The organism is Streptococcus mitis (genome assembly GCF_946190275.1).
Lineage (GTDB): Bacteria > Bacillota > Bacilli > Lactobacillales > Streptococcaceae > Streptococcus > Streptococcus mitis_DC.
On record NZ_CAMHZQ010000005.1, the window covers coordinates 78,954 to 100,116 of the forward strand.

23 protein-coding genes and 1 pseudogene are annotated in these 21,163 nt (G+C 41.3%); 23 read left to right on the forward strand and 1 reads right to left on the reverse strand.

The features are described from left to right. Positions 1–6 precede the first annotated feature (6 nt). Positions 7–1,854, forward strand: coding sequence for an excinuclease ABC subunit UvrC (gene uvrC / locus N8M20_RS04430; RefSeq protein WP_261079215.1), 1,848 nt, complete (start codon positions 7–9; stop codon positions 1,852–1,854). Then, positions 1,844–2,677, forward strand: coding sequence for a metallophosphoesterase family protein (locus N8M20_RS04435; RefSeq protein WP_261079216.1), 834 nt, complete (start codon positions 1,844–1,846; stop codon positions 2,675–2,677). The genes uvrC and N8M20_RS04435 overlap by 11 nt, the downstream gene beginning before the upstream one ends. Before the next feature lie 65 nt (positions 2,678–2,742). Here the strand turns inward: N8M20_RS04435 and N8M20_RS04440 are convergent, their stop codons facing one another. Next, complete coding sequence (locus N8M20_RS04440; protein WP_261079217.1) at positions 2,743–3,543, reverse strand: amino acid ABC transporter substrate-binding protein; 801 nt, start codon at positions 3,541–3,543, stop codon at positions 2,743–2,745. Between the two features lie 52 nt (positions 3,544–3,595). Here N8M20_RS04440 and N8M20_RS04445 point away from each other — a divergent pair, with 52 nt between their 5' ends. The 21 genes and pseudogenes from N8M20_RS04445 to clpX all read left to right on the forward strand — a co-directional run bounded on the left by N8M20_RS04445 (position 3,596) and on the right by clpX (position 21,155). Next, the gene (locus N8M20_RS04445; protein ID WP_261079248.1) at positions 3,596–3,727 is read left to right on the forward strand and encodes a hypothetical protein; all 132 of its coding nucleotides are present in this window, start codon (positions 3,596–3,598) and stop codon (positions 3,725–3,727) included. After that, positions 3,714–4,319 (forward strand): annotated as a pseudogene (locus N8M20_RS04450) (nitroreductase family protein). Before N8M20_RS04445 ends, N8M20_RS04450 begins: the two are co-directional and overlap by 14 nt. A 13-nt stretch (positions 4,320–4,332) precedes the next feature. Then, positions 4,333–5,733, forward strand: coding sequence for a dipeptidase PepV (pepV, locus tag N8M20_RS04455; RefSeq protein ID WP_261079218.1), 1,401 nt, complete (start codon positions 4,333–4,335; stop codon positions 5,731–5,733). Between the two features lie 53 nt (positions 5,734–5,786). Continuing rightward, positions 5,787–6,377 (forward strand): uracil-DNA glycosylase family protein, encoded by a 591-nt coding sequence (locus N8M20_RS04460; protein WP_261079219.1) that lies wholly within the window; start codon positions 5,787–5,789, stop codon positions 6,375–6,377. After that, entirely contained in the window at positions 6,374–6,661 is a 288-nt protein-coding gene (locus N8M20_RS04465) for a rhodanese-like domain-containing protein (RefSeq protein WP_261079220.1), read from the forward strand. Before N8M20_RS04460 ends, N8M20_RS04465 begins: the two co-directional genes overlap by 4 nt. A gap of 170 nt (positions 6,662–6,831) precedes the next feature. Next, complete coding sequence (gene brnQ, locus N8M20_RS04470; RefSeq protein WP_261079221.1) at positions 6,832–8,157, forward strand: branched-chain amino acid transport system II carrier protein; 1,326 nt, start codon at positions 6,832–6,834, stop codon at positions 8,155–8,157. 97 nt (positions 8,158–8,254) lie between these two features. After that, entirely contained in the window at positions 8,255–9,292 is a 1,038-nt protein-coding gene (locus tag N8M20_RS04475; protein ID WP_261079222.1) for a M42 family metallopeptidase, read from the forward strand. Between the two features lies 1 nt (position 9,293). Further along, complete coding sequence (locus tag N8M20_RS04480) at positions 9,294–9,764, forward strand: HIT family protein (protein WP_261079223.1); 471 nt, start codon at positions 9,294–9,296, stop codon at positions 9,762–9,764. Positions 9,765–9,766: 2 nt separating this feature from the next. Next, entirely contained in the window at positions 9,767–10,483 is a 717-nt protein-coding gene (ldcB, locus tag N8M20_RS04485) for an LD-carboxypeptidase LdcB/DacB (protein ID WP_261079224.1), read from the forward strand. Between the two features lie 122 nt (positions 10,484–10,605). Further along, a complete protein-coding gene (gene rplK / locus N8M20_RS04490; protein ID WP_001085807.1) occupies positions 10,606–11,031 on the forward strand; it encodes a 50S ribosomal protein L11 in 426 nt (141 codons plus the stop codon). A 206-nt stretch (positions 11,032–11,237) separates the two neighbouring features. Continuing rightward, positions 11,238–11,927, forward strand: a complete 690-nt coding sequence (rplA, locus tag N8M20_RS04495) for a 50S ribosomal protein L1 (protein ID WP_001085675.1) — start codon at positions 11,238–11,240, stop codon at positions 11,925–11,927. A gap of 519 nt (positions 11,928–12,446) precedes the next feature. Further along, positions 12,447–13,208, forward strand: a complete 762-nt coding sequence (locus N8M20_RS04500) for a class I SAM-dependent methyltransferase (protein ID WP_261079225.1) — start codon at positions 12,447–12,449, stop codon at positions 13,206–13,208. A gap of 82 nt (positions 13,209–13,290) precedes the next feature. After that, entirely contained in the window at positions 13,291–13,803 is a 513-nt protein-coding gene (locus tag N8M20_RS04505) for an adenine phosphoribosyltransferase (RefSeq protein WP_001049318.1), read from the forward strand. Between the two features lie 380 nt (positions 13,804–14,183). Then, a complete protein-coding gene (metA, locus tag N8M20_RS04510; RefSeq protein ID WP_261079226.1) occupies positions 14,184–15,128 on the forward strand; it encodes a homoserine O-acetyltransferase MetA in 945 nt (314 codons plus the stop codon). Positions 15,129–15,136: 8 nt separating this feature from the next. Beyond that, entirely contained in the window at positions 15,137–15,814 is a 678-nt protein-coding gene (locus N8M20_RS04515; RefSeq protein WP_261079227.1) for a DnaD domain-containing protein, read from the forward strand. Between the two features lie 97 nt (positions 15,815–15,911). After that, positions 15,912–16,670, forward strand: coding sequence for a triose-phosphate isomerase (tpiA, locus tag N8M20_RS04520; protein ID WP_000087891.1), 759 nt, complete (start codon positions 15,912–15,914; stop codon positions 16,668–16,670). A gap of 33 nt (positions 16,671–16,703) precedes the next feature. After that, positions 16,704–18,218, forward strand: a complete 1,515-nt coding sequence (gene lytC, locus N8M20_RS04525; protein WP_261079228.1) for a choline binding-anchored murein hydrolase LytC — start codon at positions 16,704–16,706, stop codon at positions 18,216–18,218. Positions 18,219–18,560: 342 nt separating this feature from the next. After that, positions 18,561–19,079, forward strand: coding sequence for a Dps family protein (locus tag N8M20_RS04530; protein WP_049510669.1), 519 nt, complete (start codon positions 18,561–18,563; stop codon positions 19,077–19,079). A 130-nt stretch (positions 19,080–19,209) separates the two neighbouring features. Beyond that, the gene (locus tag N8M20_RS04535) at positions 19,210–19,716 is read left to right on the forward strand and encodes a dihydrofolate reductase (RefSeq protein ID WP_261079230.1); all 507 of its coding nucleotides are present in this window, start codon (positions 19,210–19,212) and stop codon (positions 19,714–19,716) included. Continuing rightward, positions 19,716–19,886 (forward strand): hypothetical protein, encoded by a 171-nt coding sequence (locus tag N8M20_RS04540; RefSeq protein ID WP_000442260.1) that lies wholly within the window; start codon positions 19,716–19,718, stop codon positions 19,884–19,886. Before N8M20_RS04535 ends, N8M20_RS04540 begins: the two co-directional genes overlap by 1 nt. Before the next feature lie 36 nt (positions 19,887–19,922). Next, positions 19,923–21,155, forward strand: coding sequence for an ATP-dependent Clp protease ATP-binding subunit ClpX (gene clpX / locus N8M20_RS04545; protein WP_025169664.1), 1,233 nt, complete (start codon positions 19,923–19,925; stop codon positions 21,153–21,155). Positions 21,156–21,163: the final 8 nt, after the last annotated feature.

Here is a 21,163-nt window from a genome sequence, read left to right on the forward strand (position 1 = left end):
GGAACTATGAACAACTTGATTAAATCAAAATTAGAGCTCTTGCCAACCAGCCCTGGTTGTTACATTCACAAGGATAAAAACGGCACCATTATCTATGTAGGAAAGGCTAAAAATCTGCGTAACCGCGTGAGGTCTTATTTCCGTGGGAGTCACGATACCAAGACAGAGGCCTTGGTGTCTGAAATTGTGGATTTTGAATTTATTGTTACGGAGTCTAATATTGAGGCGCTTCTCCTAGAAATCAACCTGATTAAGGAAAACAAGCCCAAGTACAATATCATGCTCAAGGATGATAAGTCTTACCCTTTCATCAAAATCACCAATGAACGCTATCCTCGTTTGATTATCACTCGTCAGGTCAAAAAAGATGGAGGTCTTTATTTTGGACCTTATCCCGATGTGGGGGCGGCCAATGAAATCAAGCGGTTGCTGGATCGGATTTTCCCTTTTCGCAAGTGTACGAATCCACCGTCTAAGGTCTGTTTTTACTACCATATCGGCCAGTGTATGGCTCACACCATATGTAATAAAGATGAGGCTTATTTCAAGTCTATGGCCCAGGAGGTTTCTGATTTTCTGAAAGGGCAGGATGACAAAATTATCGATGACCTAAAGGGCAAAATGGCAGCGGCAGCTCAGACTATGGAATTTGAACGTGCGGCGGAATATCGCGATTTGATTCAGGCTATTGGAACGCTTCGAACCAAGCAACGGGTCATGGCTAAGGATCTCCAAAATCGCGATGTCTTTGGCTACTATGTGGATAAGGGCTGGATGTGTGTTCAGGTTTTCTTTGTCCGTCAGGGAAAACTCATTGAGCGGGATGTCAATCTTTTCCCTTATTATAATGATCCAGATGAGGACTTTCTAACCTATGTAGGACAATTCTATCAAGAAAAATCTCATCTAGTTCCCAATGAGGTACTGATTCCGCAGGATATTGACGAAGAAGCTGTCAAGGCTTTGGTAGACACCAAGATTCTTAAGCCTCAGCGTGGAGAGAAAAAACAACTGGTCAATCTGGCTATAAAGAATGCTCGAGTCAGTCTGGAGCAGAAGTTTAATCTGCTAGAGAAATCTGTCGAAAAGACCCAAGGGGCTATTGAAAATCTAGGACGCTTGCTCCAAATTCCGACTCCAGTTCGCATCGAGTCCTTCGATAACTCTAACATCATGGGGACCAGTCCCGTTTCAGCCATGGTGGTCTTTGTTAACGGCAAACCAAGTAAGAAGGATTATCGTAAGTATAAAATCAAGACTGTGGTTGGACCAGACGACTATGCCAGTATGAGAGAAGTCATTCGCAGGCGCTATGGTCGAGTACAGCGTGACGGTTTGACTCCTCCAGATTTGATTGTCATCGATGGGGGACAAGGTCAAGTCAATATCGCCAAGCAGGTCATTCAAGAGGAGCTGGGCTTGGATATTCCAATTGCAGGTTTGCAAAAGAATGATAAGCACCAAACCCATGAATTGCTCTTTGGAGATCCGCTTGAGGTGGTAGAGCTGTCTCGCAATTCTCAGGAATTTTTCCTTCTCCAACGCATCCAAGATGAGGTCCATCGCTTTGCTATTACTTTCCACCGCCAACTGCGCTCCAAAAATTCCTTTTCATCACAATTGGATGGAATTGAAGGGCTGGGACCTAAACGCAAGCAAAATCTCATGAAGCATTTCAAGTCTCTGACAAAAATCAAGGAAGCCAGTGTGGATGAGATTGTCGAAGTTGGGGTACCAAGAGCAGTAGCAGAGGCTGTGCAGAGGAAGTTGAACCCGCAGGAAGAAATGGAGTTGTCTCAAGTAGCGGAAGAGAGAGTAGATTATCAAACAGAAGGAGACCACTATGAATCATAAAATCGCAATTTTATCAGATATTCATGGCAATGCGACTGCCTTAGAAGCAGTGATTGCAGATGCTAAAAATCAAGGAGTCAGTGAATACTGGCTTCTGGGAGATATTTTTCTTCCTGGTCCAGGCGCAAATGACTTGGTCGCCCTGCTAAAGGACCTTCCTATTACAGCAAGTGTTCGAGGCAATTGGGATGATCGTGTCCTGGAGGCCTTGGATGGTGAATATGGTTTGGAACATCCAAAAGAAATCCAGTCAATGCGCATGACCCAGTTTTTGATGGAGCGAATGGATCCTGCAACGATTGTCTGGCTACGAAGCTTGCCTTTGCTGGAAAAGAAAGAAGTTGAGGGACTGCGCTTTTCTATCTCTCATAATTTGCCAAATAAGAACTATGGTGGTGACTTGCTAGTTGAGAATGATACAGAGAAATTTGACAAACTGCTAGATGAGGAAACCGACGTGGCAGTCTATGGTCATGTTCATAAGCAGTTGCTTCGTTATGGCAGTCAAGGGCAACAAATCATCAATCCAGGTTCGATTGGTATGCCCTATTTTAATTGGGAAGCGTTAAAAAATCACCGTGCCCAGTATGCCGTGATAGAAGTTGAAGATGGGGAATTGGTAAATATCCTATTTCGTAAAGTCGCTTATGACTATGAAGCTGAGTTAGAATTGGCCAAGTCCAAGGGGCTTCCCTTTATCGAAATGTATGAAGAACTGCGTCGTGACGATAACTATCAGGGACACAATCTGGAATTATTAGCAAGCTTAATAGAAAAGCATGGGTATGTAGAAGATGTGAAGAATTTTTTTGATTTTTTGTAAGAGTTCCCTAAGATAATCAATGCAAACTAAAAACGATTGGCCTGTCCAATCGTTTTTAATATATCTTATTGTAACTGAGATTGATCTGGGAGATAAGAGCCACCTAGATAGATATTGCTGAGTTTTTCAAGTGTTCCATCTTGATAGAGTTCTTTGAGTGCTTTATCGAATTGCTCTTTAAACTCTTTTTGGTCACTTGAGAAAACGATATAGTTGTTGGGGCTATCGGCAGAAGGTAAGTCAACCACAGAAAGATCAAAACCACGATCCTTGATAATCTTTTGCACGGATACCTTGTCAAAAACGAGGAAATCAAATTCACCGTTAGAGAGGTCTAGGATTCGTTTGCCGATATCCTCGCCAGAAAAATCTATAGTGGCAGGATTGTCAGGGTGTTTTTGATTCCAGTTATTGATGAATTGAGCGTTTGAAGTTCCGGTATCTTCTTGCGTTGTTTTACCAGCAATTTGGTCGAGTGAAGTCAGAGGATTTTTCTTGTTGCTGACAAGGACGAGGGGATTGTTCGAAATTGGAAGTGAGTAGAGGTATTTTTCAGCACGCTCTTTTGTGTAACTCAAGTTATTTGCCGCAGCCTGATAGTGACCAGAATCAAGTCCTGGGAAGATACTTTCCCAGGCAGTTCTTTGGAATTGAATCTCGTAGTCGCTGAGTTTTTCATCCACTGCCTTTAGAACTTCAATATCGAAGCCTGTCAGATTGCCCTTGTCTTCATAGTCAAATGGTGGCACGTCGCCTGCTGTAGCAACGACGATTGTCTTTTGAGAACTAGTCTCTTTAGGTGTAGCTTGATTCCCACAGGCAACTAAAAATGGGAAGATGAGTAGTAATAGGCTAAATTTTTTCATAATGTCTCCATTCAAATGTAAAGTACTTGCTAGTTTATCAGAAACTTTCTTGATGAACCAATATATATTTTTTATGGTTGTGATAAAAAAACTTAATCATGGAAAATCCCTGCAAGCTCTTTCAAATTATGGTAGAATGGAAGCAGTAGAATTAGAAAAGGAAATCGATTATGAAATTTCTTGAATTAAATAAAAAACGTCATGCGACTAAGCAGTTTACTGATAAGCCAGTTGATCCTAAAGATGTGCGTACGGCTATCGAAATTGCAACCTTGGCACCAAGTGCCCACAACAGCCAGCCTTGGAAATTTGTAGTGGTGCGTGAGAAAAATGCCGAACTAGCAAAATTGGCTTACGGTTCAAACTTTGAACAGGTATCATCAGCGCCTGTAACTATTGCCTTGTTTACAGACACAGATTTGGCTAAACGTGCTCGTAAGATTGCCCGTGTTGGTGGTGCTAATAACTTTTCTGAAGAGTAACTTCAATATTTTATGAAGAATTTGCCTGCCGAGTTTGCGCGATACAGTGAACAACAAGTCAGCGACTACCTAGCCCTCAATGCAGGTTTGGTTGCTATGAACTTGGTTCTCGCTCTTACAGACCAAGGAATCGGATCAAATCTGATTCTTGGTTTTGACAAATCAAAAGTCAACGAAGTTTTGGATATCGAAGACCGCTTCCGCCCAGAACTCTTGATTACAGTGGGATACACAGACGAAAAATTGGAACCAAGCTACCGCTTGCCAGTAGATGAAATCATTGAGAAAAGATAGAAAGAAGAAAGAAATGACAACAATTGATTTTACAGCAGAAGTAGAAAAACGCAAAGAAGATCTCTTGGCTGACTTGTTTAGCCTTTTAGAAATCAACTCAGAACGTGATGACAGCAAGGTTGATGCTGAACATCCATTTGGACCTGGACCGGTAAAAGCCTTGGAAAAATTCCTTGAAATAGCAGATCGTGATGGCTACCCAACTAAAAATGTTGACAACTACGCAGGACATTTTGAGTTTGGTGATGGAGAAGAAGTTCTCGGAATCTTTGCCCACATGGACGTGGTGCCAGCTGGTAGCGGTTGGGACACAGACCCTTACACACCAACTATCAAAGATGGTCGCCTTTATGCGCGTGGGGCTTCGGACGACAAGGGTCCTACAACGGCTTGTTACTATGGTTTGAAAATCATCAAAGAGTTGGGCCTTCCAACTTCTAAGAAAGTTCGCTTCATCGTCGGGACAGACGAAGAATCAGGCTGGGCAGACATGGACTACTACTTCGAGCACGTAGGACTTGCAAAACCAGACTTTGGTTTCTCTCCTGATGCTGAGTTCCCTATCATCAACGGTGAAAAAGGAAACATCACAGAATACCTTCACTTTACAGGAGAAAATGCAGGTGCTGCCCGTCTTCACAGCTTTACAGGTGGTTTGCGTGAAAACATGGTACCAGAATCAGCAACAGCAGTCGTTTCAGGTGATTTGGCTGACTTGCAAGCTAAACTAGATGCCTTTGTTGCAGAACATAAACTTAGAGGAGAACTCCAAGAAGAAGCTGGCCAATACAAGGTGACCGTCATTGGTAAATCAGCCCACGGTGCTATGCCTGCTTCAGGTGTCAATGGTGCGACTTACCTAGCCCTCTTCCTTAGCCAGTTTGACTTTGCTGGTCCAGCCAAAGACTACCTTGACATCGCTGGTAAGATTCTCTTGAACGATCATGAGGGTGAAAATCTCAAGATTGCTCATGTGGATGAAAAGATGGGTGCCCTTTCTATGAATGCAGGCGTCTTCCGCTTTGATGAAACAAGTGCTGATAATACCATTGCCCTTAACATCCGCTATCCAAAAGGAACAAGTCCAGAACAAATCAAGTCAATCCTTGAAAACTTGCCAGTTGCTTCTGTTAGCCTTTCTGAGCACGGTCATACCCCTCACTATGTGCCAATGGAAGATCCACTTGTGCAAACCTTGTTGAATGTTTATGAAAAACAAACTGGTCTTAAAGGTCACGAGCAAGTCATCGGTGGTGGAACCTTTGGTCGCTTGCTAGAACGAGGTGTTGCCTATGGTGCTATGTTCCCAGACTCAATTGACACCATGCACCAAGCCAATGAATTTATCGCCTTGGACGATCTCTTCCGAGCTGCAGCAATCTATGCCGAAGCTATCTATGAATTGATCAAATAAAACGATAGAAGTCTGAGATTTTATGCTTGGACTTCTTTTTGGAGGGAAAACAGATGTCTCAAATCGAAAGAATCAAGCAGGCTATTATGGCGGATCCGCAGAATGCCAGCTATACAGAGCGTGGCATTGAACCTCTCTTTGCGGCGCCAAAGACTGCTCGCATCAATATTATCGGTCAGGCACCGGGACTTAAAACCCAAGAGGCAGGCCTTTATTGGAAGGACAAAAGTGGTGATCGCTTGCGAGAGTGGCTAGGTGTGGATGAGGACACCTTTTACAACTCAGGTTATTTTGCTGTTTTGCCTATGGATTTCTACTTTCCAGGGCATGGCAAGTCGGGTGATCTTCCGCCGCGGACTGGTTTTGCAGAAAAATGGCATCTGCAGCTCTTGCAAGAATTACCAGATATTCAGTTAACCCTCTTGATTGGCCAGTATGCCCAAGCCTACTATTTACATGAGAAAGTTAGTGGCAAGGTGACAGAACGGGTAAAACATTACCAGAACTATCTGCCAGACTATTTTCCTCTAGTTCACCCCTCGCCACGAAATCAAATCTGGATGGCCAAAAATCCTTGGTTTGAGGCAGAAGTGGTGCCAGATTTGAAAAAAAGAATTAAAGCTATTTTAGGAGAAAAAGAATGAAAGAAATTACCTTTGACGCATTTTACCAGCTATACCAAAACGACCAACTTTCTCTAGTGGACGTGAGAGAAGTAGATGAGTTTGAAGCTCTTCATTTAGAAGGTGCTCTCAACCTACCGCTTAGTCAATTGGCTGATAGTTATAATCAGTTGGACAAGGGCCGGTTGCATTATGTCATTTGCAAATCTGGAATGAGATCGGCGCGTGCTTGTCAATTTCTAGCTGAACAAGGTTATGAGGTTATCAATGTTCAGGGTGGCATGTTAGCTTTTGAAGAACTGTAAACAGTAGACTTTCTCCTACTCGGTGTGGCCTGGGTAGGAGAATTTTATTTTTAGACAATTCTCATTTTTGAGAATCTTGAAAACATTCAATATTTACTTCGTGATACTTTTTTCATACTCTTATTCATGATATACTAAGTCAGTATTTTATAAATATGAAGGAGATTTTCATGGCTAAAAAAGGTGCCCTAACAGGTTTGCTCCTGTTTGGAATATTTTTTGGTGCGGGGAACTTGATTTTTCCGCCTTCTCTAGGTGCTCTATCTGGAGAACATTTTCTTCCTGCTATCGCAGGTTTTGTCTTTTCAGGCGTTGGTATCGCCGTCTTGACCCTTATTATTGGAACGCTCAATCCTAAAGGATATATTCACGAGATTTCAACAAAGGTAGCGCCTTGGTTTGCGACGCTCTACCTCTCAGTTCTTTACTTGTCAATCGGTCCATTCTTTGCTATCCCACGTACAGCTACAACAGCTTACGAAGTAGGAATTAGCCCCCTTTTGTCGGATGCAAATAAAGGTCTTGGTTTGATTGTCTTTACGGTTCTGTATTTTGCGGCAGCCTATTTGATTTCGCTTAATCCATCAAAAATCTTAGACCGCATTGGACGAATTTTAACGCCAGTCTTTGCAATCTTGATTGTCATTTTGGTTGTTCTAGGAGCTTTCAAATACGGTGGAACAAGTCCTCAAGCTGCTTCAGCTGCTTATCAAGCTTCTGCTTTTGGTACAGGTTTCCTAGAAGGTTACAATACTTTGGATGCCCTTGCCTCAGTTGCCTTTAGCGTAATCGCAGTTCAAACCTTGAAACAACTTGGATTTTCAAGTAAGAAAGAATACATTTCAACTATTTGGGTGGTTGGTATCGTTGTTGCCCTTGCCTTCAGCGCTCTTTACATCGGTTTAGGTTTCCTTGGAAATCATTTCCCAGTACCTGCTGAAGCGATGAAGGGTGGAACACCGGGTGTTTACATCTTGTCACAAGCCACTCAAGAAATCTTTGGCTCAACAGCTCAACTCTTCCTTGCAGCTATGGTTACCGTAACCTGCTTCACAACAACAGTTGGTTTGATTGTGTCAACAGCTGAGTTCTTTAATGAGCGTTTCCCACGAATCAGCTACAAGGTTTATGCGACAGCCTTTACCTTGATTGGATTTGCTATTGCCAACTTGGGTCTTGATGCGATTATCAAGTACTCAATCCCAGTATTGGTTATCTTGTACCCAATCACGATTGCTATCGTCATGATTGTCATTGTCAACAAATTTGTGGCTCTTTCAAAACCAGGTATGCAGTTGACAATTGCTGTTGTTACAGCCATTGCCATTGCAAGCGTACTAGGAAGCTCATTTAAAGTTGAGTTTCTTGCAAACCTTGTCAACGCTCTTCCTTTTGCCAAGGCATCTCTCCCATGGTTGGTGCCAGCTATTGTCGGAATCTTGCTCTCATTGGTTCTACCAAACAAGCAAGAAAGTGATGTTTTTGAAATGGAATAATCATTAAAATCACTTTTGTAGCCAAGTCTACAGGAGTGATTTTCTTTTTTTATCCGATGATAAATGTGTTATAATAGGTAGCAAAAGAGGTGAAGAAATGAATCAAACAGTAGAATATATCAAAGAACTGACAGCCATTACGTCGCCAACGGGCTTCACTCGTGAGATTTCGGATTATTTAGTTAAGACTCTAGAAGGTTTTGGTTACCAACCGGTTCGCACAGCCAAGGGCGGTGTCAATGTAACCATCAAAGGGCAAAATGATGAAGAGCATCGCTATGTGACTGCCCATGTGGATACGCTTGGTGCTATTGTCCGTGCTGTCAAACCAGACGGCCGTCTTAAATTGGACCGTATCGGTGGTTTTCCTTGGAACATGATCGAAGGTGAAAACTGTATCGTTCATGTGGCTAGCACAGGTGAAAAAGTATCAGGTACCATCCTCATCCACCAAACTTCTTGCCATGTCTACAAGGATGCAGGAACTGCAGAACGTACCCAGGACAATATGGAAGTGCGTTTGGATGCAAAAGTGACCAATGAAAAAGAAACTCGTGCTCTCGGGATTGAGGTAGGTGATTTTATCAGCTTTGACCCACGAACTGTCGTGACAGAGACTGGTTTTATCAAGTCTCGACATTTGGATGACAAGGTCAGCGCAGCGATTTTGCTTAATCTGCTTCGTATTTATAAGAAAGAGAAGATTGAATTGCCAGTTACAACCCATTTTGCTTTTTCAGTCTTTGAAGAAGTGGGGCATGGTGCTAACTCAAGTATCCCTAGTCAAGTTGTCGAATATCTAGCTGTGGACATGGGAGCAATGGGAGATGATCAGCAGACAGACGAGTACACAGTCTCTATCTGTGTCAAGGATGCTTCAGGTCCTTATCACTATGAATTCCGCCAACATCTGGTTGCTCTAGCAAAAGAGCAAGACATTCCATTTAAACTAGATATCTATCCATTTTACGGTTCAGACGCTTCAGCGGCCATGTCTGCAGGGGCAGAGGTTAAGCATGCCCTTCTCGGTGCTGGTATCGAGTCTAGTCATTCTTATGAGCGTACTCATATTGATTCAGTTGTCGCGACGGAGCGTATGGTTGATGCCTATCTTAAGAGCGCACTGGTAGACTAATATGTGCCTTATTTGTCAGAGAATTGAGCTCATCAAGAAGGGAGAAAATCCCTACTTTGTAAAAGAACTAGAAACAGGCTATCTTGTGATTGGAGACCACCAGTATTTTGCAGGCTATAGTCTCTTTCTAGCCAAGGAACATGTTACCGAATTGCATCATTTAGAGAAGGAAACTAGAATCCGTTTTCTAGAAGAAATGAGTTTAGTCCAAGAGGCAGTTGCCAAGGCCTTTGCTGCTGAGAAAATGAATATCGAACTGCTAGGAAATGGCGATGCCCATCTCCATTGGCATCTGTTTCCTAGACGAAGAGGTGATATGAATGGTCACGGTCTCAAGGGTCGTGGACCAGTCTGGTGGGTCCCCTTTGAAGAAATGACAGCAGAAACCTACCAAGCAAAAACGGATGAGATTAAAAGATTAGTCAAACGTTTATCGTCAGAAGTAGATAAACTATTAGAAATAAAGGAGTAAAAATGAAAAAAAGATACCTTGTCTTGACAGCCTTGCTAGCCTTGAGTCTAGCAGCTTGTTCACAAGAAAAAGCAAAAAATGAAGATGGAGCAGCTAAGACAGAACAAACAGCCAAAGCTGATGGAACAGTCGGCAGTAAATCTCAAGGAGCTGCCCAGAAAAAAGCAGAAGTGGTTAACAAAGGAGACTACTACAGCATCCAAGGAAAATACGATGAAATCATCGTAGCCAACAAACACTATCCATTGTCAAAAGACTACAATCCAGGGGAAAATCCAACAGCCAAGGCTGAGTTGGTCAAGCTCATCAAAGCTATGCAAGAGGCAGGTTTCCCAATCAGTGATCATTACAGTGGCTTTAGAAGTTATGAAACTCAGACCAAACTCTATCAAGATTATGTAAATCAAGATGGGAAAGAAGCTGCCGACCGTTATTCTGCTCGACCTGGCTATAGCGAACACCAGACAGGTTTAGCCTTTGATGTGATTGGGACAAATGGTGATTTGGTGACAGAAGAAAAAGCGGCCCAATGGCTCTTGGATCATGCGGCTGATTATGGCTTTGTTGTCCGTTATCTCAAAGGCAAGGAAAAGGAAACAGGCTATATGGCTGAAGAATGGCACCTTCGTTATGTCGGAAAAGAAGCAAAAGAAATTGCTGAGAGTGGTCTCAGTTTGGAAGAATACTATGGATTTGAAGGCGGAGATTACGTCGATTAAAAAATAAACTTTTCTCTTGCAATTCCAGATAAATAGTGTATAATAGATGGGTATGTGAAAAGCATACTTGTGGGAGGTAAAAATCTCTAATTACCGCCAAAACCACAAAGGAGGATTTAAAAATGGCTAAAAAAGTCGAAAAACTTGTAAAATTGCAAATCCCTGCTGGTAAAGCTACACCAGCTCCACCGGTTGGACCTGCTCTTGGTCAAGCTGGTATCAACATCATGGGATTCACAAAAGAGTTCAACGCTCGTACAGCTGACCAAGCTGGTATGATTATTCCAGTTGTTATCTCAGTTTACGAAGATAAATCATTTACTTTCATCACTAAAACACCACCAGCTGCTGTTCTTTTGAAAAAAGCTGCAGGTGTTGAAAAAGGATCAGGTACACCTAACAAAACTAAAGTTGCTACAGTTACTCGTGCGCAAGTACAAGAAATTGCAGAAACTAAGATGCCAGATTTGAACGCAGCAAACGTAGAGTCTGCAATGCGTATGATCGAAGGTACTGCTCGTTCTATGGGATTCACTGTTGTTGACTAATCAATAACACAGTAGAAAATCTCACAGCAGTCTATTAGTTGCTTTTTATGCTAGGCAAGTGACTGAAGCTTGTACTTGGGTACAGCAAGGGAGCTTAATGAAATAGGAAAAGAATCTAATAGACTGAAAACCCGCAAGACTTCATCATTTCGAGGAGTGACGTGGGAGATGAAAATCGATTGAACCACTTACAAGGAGAATAGAAAATGGCTAAAAAAAGCAAACAACTTCGTGCTGCTCTTGAGAAAATCGACAGCACAAAAGCATACAGCGTAGAAGAAGCTGTAGCACTTGCAAAAGAAACTAACTTTGCAAAATTTGACGCAACTGTAGAAGTTGCTTACAACTTGAACATCGACGTTAAAAAAGCTGACCAACAAATCCGTGGAGCAATGGTATTGCCAAACGGTACTGGTAAAACTTCACGCGTTCTTGTTTTCGCACGTGGTGCAAAAGCTGAAGAAGCAAAAGCTGCTGGTGCAGACTTTGTTGGTGAAGATGACCTTGTTGCTAAAATCAACGACGGTTGGTTGGACTTCGACGTAGTTATCGCTACACCTGACATGATGGCTCTTGTTGGACGTCTTGGACGTGTCCTTGGACCACGTAACTTGATGCCAAACCCTAAAACTGGTACTGTAACAATGGATGTTGCTAAAGCAGTTGAAGAGTCTAAAGGTGGTAAAATCACTTACCGTGCTGACCGTGCAGGTAACGTTCAAGCAATCATCGGTAAAGTATCATTTGAAGCTGAAAAATTGGTTGAAAACTTCAAAGCTTTCAACGAAACAATCCAAAAAGCAAAACCAGCTACAGCTAAAGGAACTTACGTAACAAACTTGACTATCACAACTACTCAAGGTGTTGGTATCAAAGTTGACGTAAACTCACTTTAATCAGTAGTTTATAAACAAGGGCGAGTACGAAAGTGCTCGTTTTTTTGCTTAGAACGGGCATGTTGTTTATCTGGATTTGTAATACTCTTCAAACCACGTTAGCTTTGCCTTGCCGTACTCAAGTACAGTATGCAGCTAGCTTCCTAGTTTGATCTTTGATTTCCATTGAGTATTATTTGTGGGTAGCATTTACTAGTGAAGCTGTTAGTGATTCTCAAATTTGACGTTGGAAATTAGAACCGTCAGAGGAAGGGATAGCGAAATCGTGGCTCTACGAACAGGAAGGTGGAGATTCGTATAGTGGATGAAGATGAGAGCAATTCCAAAGTACAAAAATAGTCGTAACCTATATGCGTAAACTACGTGAGCAATTGAATTCGAACTAGAGAGGTGGTTAATAGATTTATGCTATAGTCATGTCAGCTTGTATGCTTTTGATTCTAGTTTATCAAATAATAGATTAGAATTGTCAGATAATATCGTTTTGTGTTATAATGAAGAAAAAATAGAGGTGTTCAAATGTCAGAAGCAGGTCATAAGTTTTTAGCAAAATTGGGGAAAAAACGCTTACGTCCAGGTGGAAAACGTGCTACAGATTGGTTAATTGCGGAAGGAGGATTTTCAAAAGAAAAGAGAATACTAGAAGTTGCGTGCAATAGGGGAACTACAGCAATTGAGTTGGCACAGCGTTTTGGTTGTAAGATAACTGCTGTTGATATGGATGCTCAAGCTTTAGAAGTGGCTGAAAAATCTGCTGAAACGGCAGGTGTTGGTCATTTAATCAGTTTTGAAAGAGCAAATGCAATGAAACTTCCTTATGAAGATGCTAGTTTTGATATTGTTATAAATGAAGCTATGCTGACTATGCAAGCCGATCAAGCTAAGAAAAAATGTGTAATGGAATATCTAAGGGTTTTAAAACCTGAAGGTCTTCTCTTGACACATGATGTGCTTCTTAAGGAAGCTAAAGAGTCTGTCAGACAGGAATTGTCGCAAGCAATTCATGTAAATGTAGGTCCTTTAACTCAAGATGGTTGGGAACAGGTGATGATAGAATCAGGTTATTGTGATGTGAAAGTATTGACTGGTGAAATGACATTAATGAAATTATCAGGTATGATTTATGACGAAGGTTGGCTAGGAACCTTGAAGATTTGTGTAAATGCTTGTAAAAAGGAGAATAGAAAGCAGTTTTTAACTATGTATAAAATGTTTGATAAGAATAAAAAGAACTTGGGCTTTATTGCTATGGCTAGTCATAAATCGCAAATCGTTAGATAATCATTGAAGTTAACTTTTCCTTTTTTCTTTCTTAAAAAATATGCTATAATAGAGAGTAAAAAACTTTGAAAGAAAGAAAAAGATGAATTTAAAAGATTATATTGCAACAATTGAAAATTATCCAAAGGAAGGAATTACCTTCCGTGATATTAGTCCTTTGATGGCTGATGGGAATGCTTATAGCTACGCTGTTCGTGAAATCGTTCAGTATGCTACTGACAAGAAAATTGACATGATCGTGGGACCTGAGGCTCGTGGTTTTATCGTGGGCTGTCCAGTTGCCTTTGAGTTGGGAATTGGTTTTGCGCCTGTTCGTAAGCCAGGTAAATTGCCACGCGAAGTTATTTCTGCTGACTATGAAAAAGAGTACGGTGTTGATACCTTGACTATGCATGCTGACGCCATTAAGCCAGGTCAACGTGTTCTTATCGTAGATGACCTCTTAGCAACAGGTGGAACTGTTAAGGCAACTATCGAGATGATTGAAAAACTTGGTGGTGTTGTAGCAGGTTGTGCCTTCCTTGTTGAATTGGATGAATTGAACGGCCGTGAAAAAATCGGTGACTACGATTACAAAGTTCTGATGCATTATTAATGAAAAACAGTCCCTAGGGCTGTTTTCTCTACATTAGGATATAAAAATAGACTATAGCTAGTTAGAGAAAAACTATAATTGAAAACTATATCTTCTTGCAGTATAATAAAAGGACTAAGTGTTTGAGTTTTAGTTTCATACTCAATGAAAATCAAAGAGCAAACTAGGAAACTAGCCGCAGGCTGCTCAAAGTACAGCTTTGAGGTTGCAGATAGAACTGACGAAGTCAGCTCAAAACACTGTTTTGAGGTTGCAGATAGAACTGACGAAGTCAGTAACATATATCTACGGCAAGGCAACGTTGACGCGGTTTGAAGAGATTTTCGAAGAGTTTCAAACATATGCAATGATTCCTGAAAGAATACAGTTAGGAGAGGGTTATGCCGATTCGAATTGATAAAAAACTACCAGCTGTTGAGATTTTACGGACAGAGAATATCTTTGTCATGGATGATCAACGTGCGGCCCACCAAGATATCCGTCCTTTGAAGATTTTAATCTTAAATCTTATGCCACAGAAAATGGTCACAGAAACCCAGTTGTTGCGCCATTTGGCCAATACACCCCTGCAACTGGATATCGATTTTCTCTATATGGAGAGCCACCGTTCTAAAACAACTCGTTCAGAGCACATGGAGACCTTTTATAAAACTTTTCCTGAAGTCAAAGATGAGTATTTTGATGGCATGATTATCACGGGTGCTCCAGTTGAGCATTTACCATTTGAGGAAGTGGACTATTGGGAGGAATTTAGTCAGGTAATCGAGTGGTCCAAGACTCATGTCTATTCGACCCTTCATATCTGTTGGGGTGCTCAGGCTGGTCTTTATCTGCGCTATGGAGTGGAAAAATACCAGATGGACAGTAAGTTATCGGGTATCTATCCTCAGGACACCTTAAAGGAAGGTCATCTTCTCTTTAGAGGCTTTGACGATAGCTATGTATCTCCTCATTCACGGCATACGGAGATTTCTAAGGAAGAAGTCTTAAACAAGACCAATCTTGAAATTTTATCAGAAGGACCTCAGGTTGGGGTTTCTATTTTGGCCAGTCGTGACTTACGAGAAATTTATAGTTTTGGGCATTTGGAGTATGACCGTGATACCTTGGCAAAAGAGTATTTTCGAGATCGTGATGCAGGTTTGGATCCTCATATTCCAGAAAATTACTTTAAGGATGATGATGTCAATCAGGTACCTTGTCTTTGTTGGTCTTCATCAGCAGCCCTCTTTTTCAGTAACTGGGTAAACTATGCGGTCTATCAGGAGACGCCTTTTGACTGGAGAAAGATAGAAGATGATGCATCTGCATATGGATATTTATAAGAGGAATTATGACATATTTAGACGCTTTTAAATCAGGGAACTTGGTTTTACCGAGTGCCCTGCTCTTGCATTTTAAGGAACTCTTTCCTTCTAGCGACGATTTTCTAGTCTGGCAATTTTTCTATTTGCAAAATACGACAGGCTTGGAAGAAATGTCTCCAAGTCAGATTGCTGAAAGGATTGGCAAGGAAATTTCAGATGTCAACCAGGCCATTTCCAATCTGACGGAGAGGGGACTGCTTCAGTACCGTACTATAGAATTAAATGGCGAAATCGAATTGCTTTTTGATGCTAGTTTGGCCTTGGAACGTTTGGATGACCTGCTTGGAGCAGTTCATTCAAGTTCAGACCAGCTGACACCTCAAAATCAGCTCAAGGAGTTGGTAGAAACCTTCCAGCAGGAGTTGGGGCGCTTGTTGACTCCTTTTGAAATTGAAGATTTGACTAAGACACTAAAAGAAGATGGGATCAGTGCTGACTTGATTAAGGAAGCTCTTCGTGAAGCTGTTTTGAATGGAAAACCAAACTGGAAGTACATTCAGGCCATTTTGAGAAATTGGCGCCATGAAGGAATCAAGAGTGTGGCTCAAATTGAGGCTAAGCGGGCAGAGAGAGAAGTCAGCAATCCTCAGTTGACACAGGTATCTGCAGATTTCAGAAATGCCATGGATCTTTGGAAGGATTAATCCATGCAAGCAGGATTGAAATCCGAGTAAGATTTGCAAGCTGTGTCTAATTGTGATAAAATAAATAGAAAATAAATTGAAAAAAGAGGTATGTGAAATGTCACGTAAACCATTTATCGCTGGTAACTGGAAAATGAACAAAAATCCAGAAGAAGCTAAAGCATTCGTTGAAGCAGTTGCATCAAAACTTCCTTCATCAGATCTTGTTGAAGCAGGTATCGCTGCTCCAGCTCTTGATTTGACAGCTGTTCTTGCTGCTGCAAAAGGTTCAAACCTTAAAGTTGCTGCTCAAAACTGCTACTTTGAAAATGCAGGTGCTTTCACTGGTGAAACTAGCCCACAAGTTTTGAAAGAAATCGGTACTGACTACGTTGTTATCGGTCACTCAGAACGCCGTGACTACTTCCATGAAACTGACGAAGATATTAACAAAAAAGCAAAAGCAATCTTTGCAAACGGTATGCTTCCAATTATCTGTTGTGGTGAGTCACTTGAAACTTACGAAGCTGGTAAAGCTGCTGAATTCGTAGGTGCTCAAGTATCTGCTGCATTGGCTGGATTGACTGCTGAACAAGTTGCTGCATCAGTTATCGCTTACGAGCCAATCTGGGCTATCGGTACTGGTAAATCAGCTTCACAAGATGACGCACAAAAAATGTGTAAAGTTGTTCGTGACGTTGTAGCTGCTGACTTTGGTCAAGAAGTTGCAGACAAAGTTCGTGTTCAATACGGTGGTTCTGTTAAACCTGAAAACGTTGCTTCATACATGGCTTGTCCAGATGTTGACGGTGCCCTTGTAGGTGGTGCGTCACTTGAAGCAGAAAGCTTCTTGGCTTTGCTTGACTTTGTAAAATAATCAGTAGCAAAAGCTAGGTGGAACAGCATTCAGATGTCTGTTCCATTTTTTATAGGAGAGGAAAGATTGAAAACAAAGATTGGAAAAATTGGATTAGCGAGTATCTTTTTACTAGGCTTGGCAGTTAGTCATGTAGCTGCAAATGAAACTGAAGTAGCAAAAACTTCGCAGGATACAACGACAGTTTCAAGTAGTTCAGAGCAAAATCAGTCTTCTAATAACACTCAAACGAGTGCAGGAGTAAAGACCAATGCTTCTGCCCACTGGGAGGGGGATTATTATGTAAAGGCTGATGGTTCCAAAGCAAAGAGTGAGTGGATTTTTGATAACTACTATAAGGCTTGGTTTTATATTAAGTCAGACGGTCGTTATGCTCAAAATGAGTGGCAGGGCAATTACTACCTAAAATCAGGTGGCTATATGGCTAAGAATGAATGGGTTTATGATAACGCCTATAAGAATTGGTTTTACCTGAAGTCCGATGGTTCTTATGCTAACCAGGAATGGCATTCTGTTGGAGGTAAATGGTACTATTTTAAAAAATGGGGCTATTTAGCTAAAAGCCAATGGCAGGGAAGTTATTTCCTAAATGGTCAAGGTGCTATGATGCAAAATGAATGGCTTTATGATCCAGCCTATTCATCTTACTTCTATCTCAAGTCTGATGGTTCTTATGCAAATCAAGAGTGGCAAAAGGTAGACGGCAAGTGGTACTATTTCAAGAAGTGGGGTTACATGGCTAAAGATGAGTGGCAGGGTAACTATTACTTGACAGAAAGTGGTGCTATGGCGACTGGTGAATTAGTCATGAATGATGCTCGCTATATTTTTTCTGACTCAGGTGAGTTAAAAGAAAAGAAAGACTTGAATGTTGGATGGGTTCACCGAAATGGCAGACGTTATTTCTTTAACCATCGTGAAGAACAAGTTGGGACTGATCAAGTTAAAAAGGTCATCGATGTCAGTGAGCACAATGGTCGTATCAGTGACTGGAAAAAGGTCATCGATGATAATGGAGTAGATGGAGTCATTGTTCGTTTGGGCTATAGTGGAACTGAGGACAAGGAATTGGCTCATAATATTAAGGAGTTAAACCGTCTTGGAATTCCTTACGGTGTTTACCTTTATACTTATGCTGAAAATGAGACTGATGCTGAGAATGATGCTAATCAGACCATTGAACTCTTGAAAAAATACAAGATGAACTTGTCTTACCCTATCTACTACGATGTTGAGAACTGGGAATATGTCAATAAGAGCAAGAGAGCTCCAAGTGATACTGGAACCTGGGTTAAGATTATCAACAAGTATATGGCAATAATGAAGCAGGCTGGTTATCAAAATGTGAATGTTTATAGCTACCGTCAACTTTTGCAAACTCGTTTGAATCATCCTGATATTTTGCAACATGTTAACTGGGTTGCTGCTTATACTGATGCGCTTGATTGGACAAATTCTCATTATTCAGGTGAAAAAGGATGGCAATATACCTCATCTGAATACTTAAAAGGAATTCGTGGTCGTGTTGACGTTAGCGTTTGGTATTAAGATATAAGTTTGAGAAAGGGGTGTGCAAGAAAATTGCATCCCTTTTTTCTTTATTTTGTCGCAGTTAATACTCTTTGAAAATCAAATTCAAACCACGTCAACGTCACCTTGCCGTACTCAAGTACAGCCTGCGGCTAGTTTCCTAGTTTGCTCTTTGATTTTCATTGAGTATAAGAGAGGTGTAAGGGGACTGGGTTTCATTCTAAAAAATTCTTAAATTATCAGTCTATTGCAACTTTTCTCATGTGAGTCATTTGGCTTGCTATTGGTTTTACTTAGTAGTATACTAAGGTAGTAATCATTAAGAAGTGATTACAAATAATAATGAATGAGGTAAAAACAATGGTAGAATTGAAAAAAGAAGCAGTAAAAGATGTAACATCATTAACAAAAGCAGCGCCAGTAGCATTGGCAAAAACAAAGGAAGTCTTGAACCAAGCAGTTGCTGATTTGTATGTAGCTCATGTGGCTTTGCACCAAGTGCACTGGTACATGCGTGGTCGTGGTTTCCTTGTATGGCATCCAAAAATGGATGAGTACATGGACAGCCTTGATGGCTATCTTGACGAAATCAGCGAACGTTTGATTACACTTGGTGGCAGCCCATTCTCTACTTTGACAGAATTCCTTCAACATAGTGAAATCGAAGAAGAAGAAGGAGAATTCCGTAGTGTTGAAGAAAGCTTGGAACGTGTCCTAGATGTTTATCGTTATCTCATCACTCTGTTCCAAAAAGCTTTGGATGTTACTGATGAAGAAGGTGATGATGTGACAAACGATATCTTTGTTGGTGCTAAAGCTGAACTTGAGAAAACGGTTTGGATGCTTGCCGCAGAACTTGGACAAGCACCTGGTTTGTAAGAAACAATAGCAACATATATAAATCTGTAAGAAATTTCTTACAGATTTTTTCTATCTTGTAAGCTATTCCAAACCAGTCTTTTTTTGAGTTTTTTGATAAAATAGTACTATCAGTGAAAAGGATGGAAGCATGACTAAGAAAATCGTAGCTATTTGGGCCCAGGATGAAGAGGGTGTGATTGGTAAGGACAATCGTCTGCCTTGGTATTTGCCAGCAGAACTGCAACACTTTAAAGAAACAACTCTGAATCATGCTATCTTGATGGGGCGCGTGACCTTTGATGGGATGGGGCGTCGCTTGCTTCCAAAACGGGAGACCTTGATTTTGACACGTAACCCGGAAGAAAAGATAGATGGGGTTACTACTTTTCAGGATGTCCAGTCTGTTCTCGACTGGTATCAGGGGCAAGACAAGAATCTCTATATTCTCGGTGGCAGACAAATTTTTCAGGCTTTTGAGCCCTACCTTGACGAAGTGATTGTGACTCACATTCATGCTCGTGTGGAGGGAGATACCTATTTTCCTGAGGAGTTTGACTTGTCTCTTTTTGAGACGGTTTCAAGCAAATCCTATACCAAAGATGACAAAAATCCTTATGATTTTACCATCCAATACCGCAAGAGAAAGGAAGTCTAATGGAACGTAGTATATTTGGTTTTTTCACAGCCATGCTGTGTTTGGTCTGCTTGCTTGCAGGGGCACAGGCTTTTCGTAAAAAGCGTTATGGACTTTCTGTCCTGCTCTGGTTAAATGCCTTTACCAATTTGGTCAATAGTATCCATGCTTTTTACATGACCTTATTTTAGATAGAATGACAGTATAGAATAGAACGGAAGGAAATCATGCCTACAACTAGGAATAATGATATGATGGTTTATTGCTCATTTTGTGGCAAAAGCCAAGAAGAAGTACAAAAAATAATTGCTGGGAACAACGCCTTTATCTGTAATGAATGTGTGGAGTTAGCCCAGGAAATCATTCGGGAAGAGTTGGCTGAGGAAGTATTGGCAGACTTGTCTGAGGTACCAAAACCAATCGAACTCCTCCATATCTTGAACCACTATGTAATCGGTCAAGATCGTGCCAAACGTGCTTTAGCAGTAGCAGTATACAACCACTACAAACGCATCAATTTCCACGATACGCGTGAAGAGTCAGAAGATGTGGATTTGCAGAAGTCAAACATCTTGATGATTGGCCCAACTGGTTCAGGGAAAACTTTCCTTGCCCAGACCTTGGCTAAGAGCTTGAATGTACCTTTTGCAATTGCGGATGCGACAGCTCTTACGGAGGCTGGTTATGTAGGTGAGGATGTGGAAAATATCCTCCTCAAACTCTTGCAGGCTGCTGACTTTAACATTGAACGTGCAGAGCGTGGCATTATCTACGTGGATGAAATTGACAAGATTGCTAAGAAGAGCGAGAACGTGTCTATCACACGTGATGTTTCTGGGGAAGGTGTACAACAAGCCCTTCTCAAGATTATCGAGGGAACAGTTGCAAGCGTGCCGCCTCAAGGTGGACGTAAACATCCACAACAAGAGATGATTCAAGTGGATACTAAAAATATCCTCTTCATCGTGGGTGGTGCCTTTGATGGTATTGAAGAAATCGTCAAACAACGTCTGGGTGAAAAAGTCATCGGATTTGGTCAAAACAATAAGGCGATTGACGAAAACAGCTCTTACATGCAAGAAATTATCGCAGAAGATATTCAAAAATTTGGTATTATCCCTGAGTTGATTGGACGCTTGCCAGTCTTTGCAGCTCTTGAGCAATTGACTGTTGATGACTTGGTTCGTATTTTGAAAGAGCCAAGAAATGCCTTGGTCAAACAGTACCAAACCTTGCTATCTTATGATGATGTCGAGTTGGAATTTGACGACGAAGCTCTTCAAGAGATTGCCAATAAGGCCATCGAACGCAAAACGGGTGCGCGTGGTCTTCGCTCAATTATTGAAGAAACCATGCTAGATGTCATGTTTGAAGTACCGAGTCAGGAAAATGTGAAATTGGTTCGTATCACAAAAGAAGCTGTCGATGGAACGGATAAACCGATTCTAGAAACAGCCTAGAGGTGACT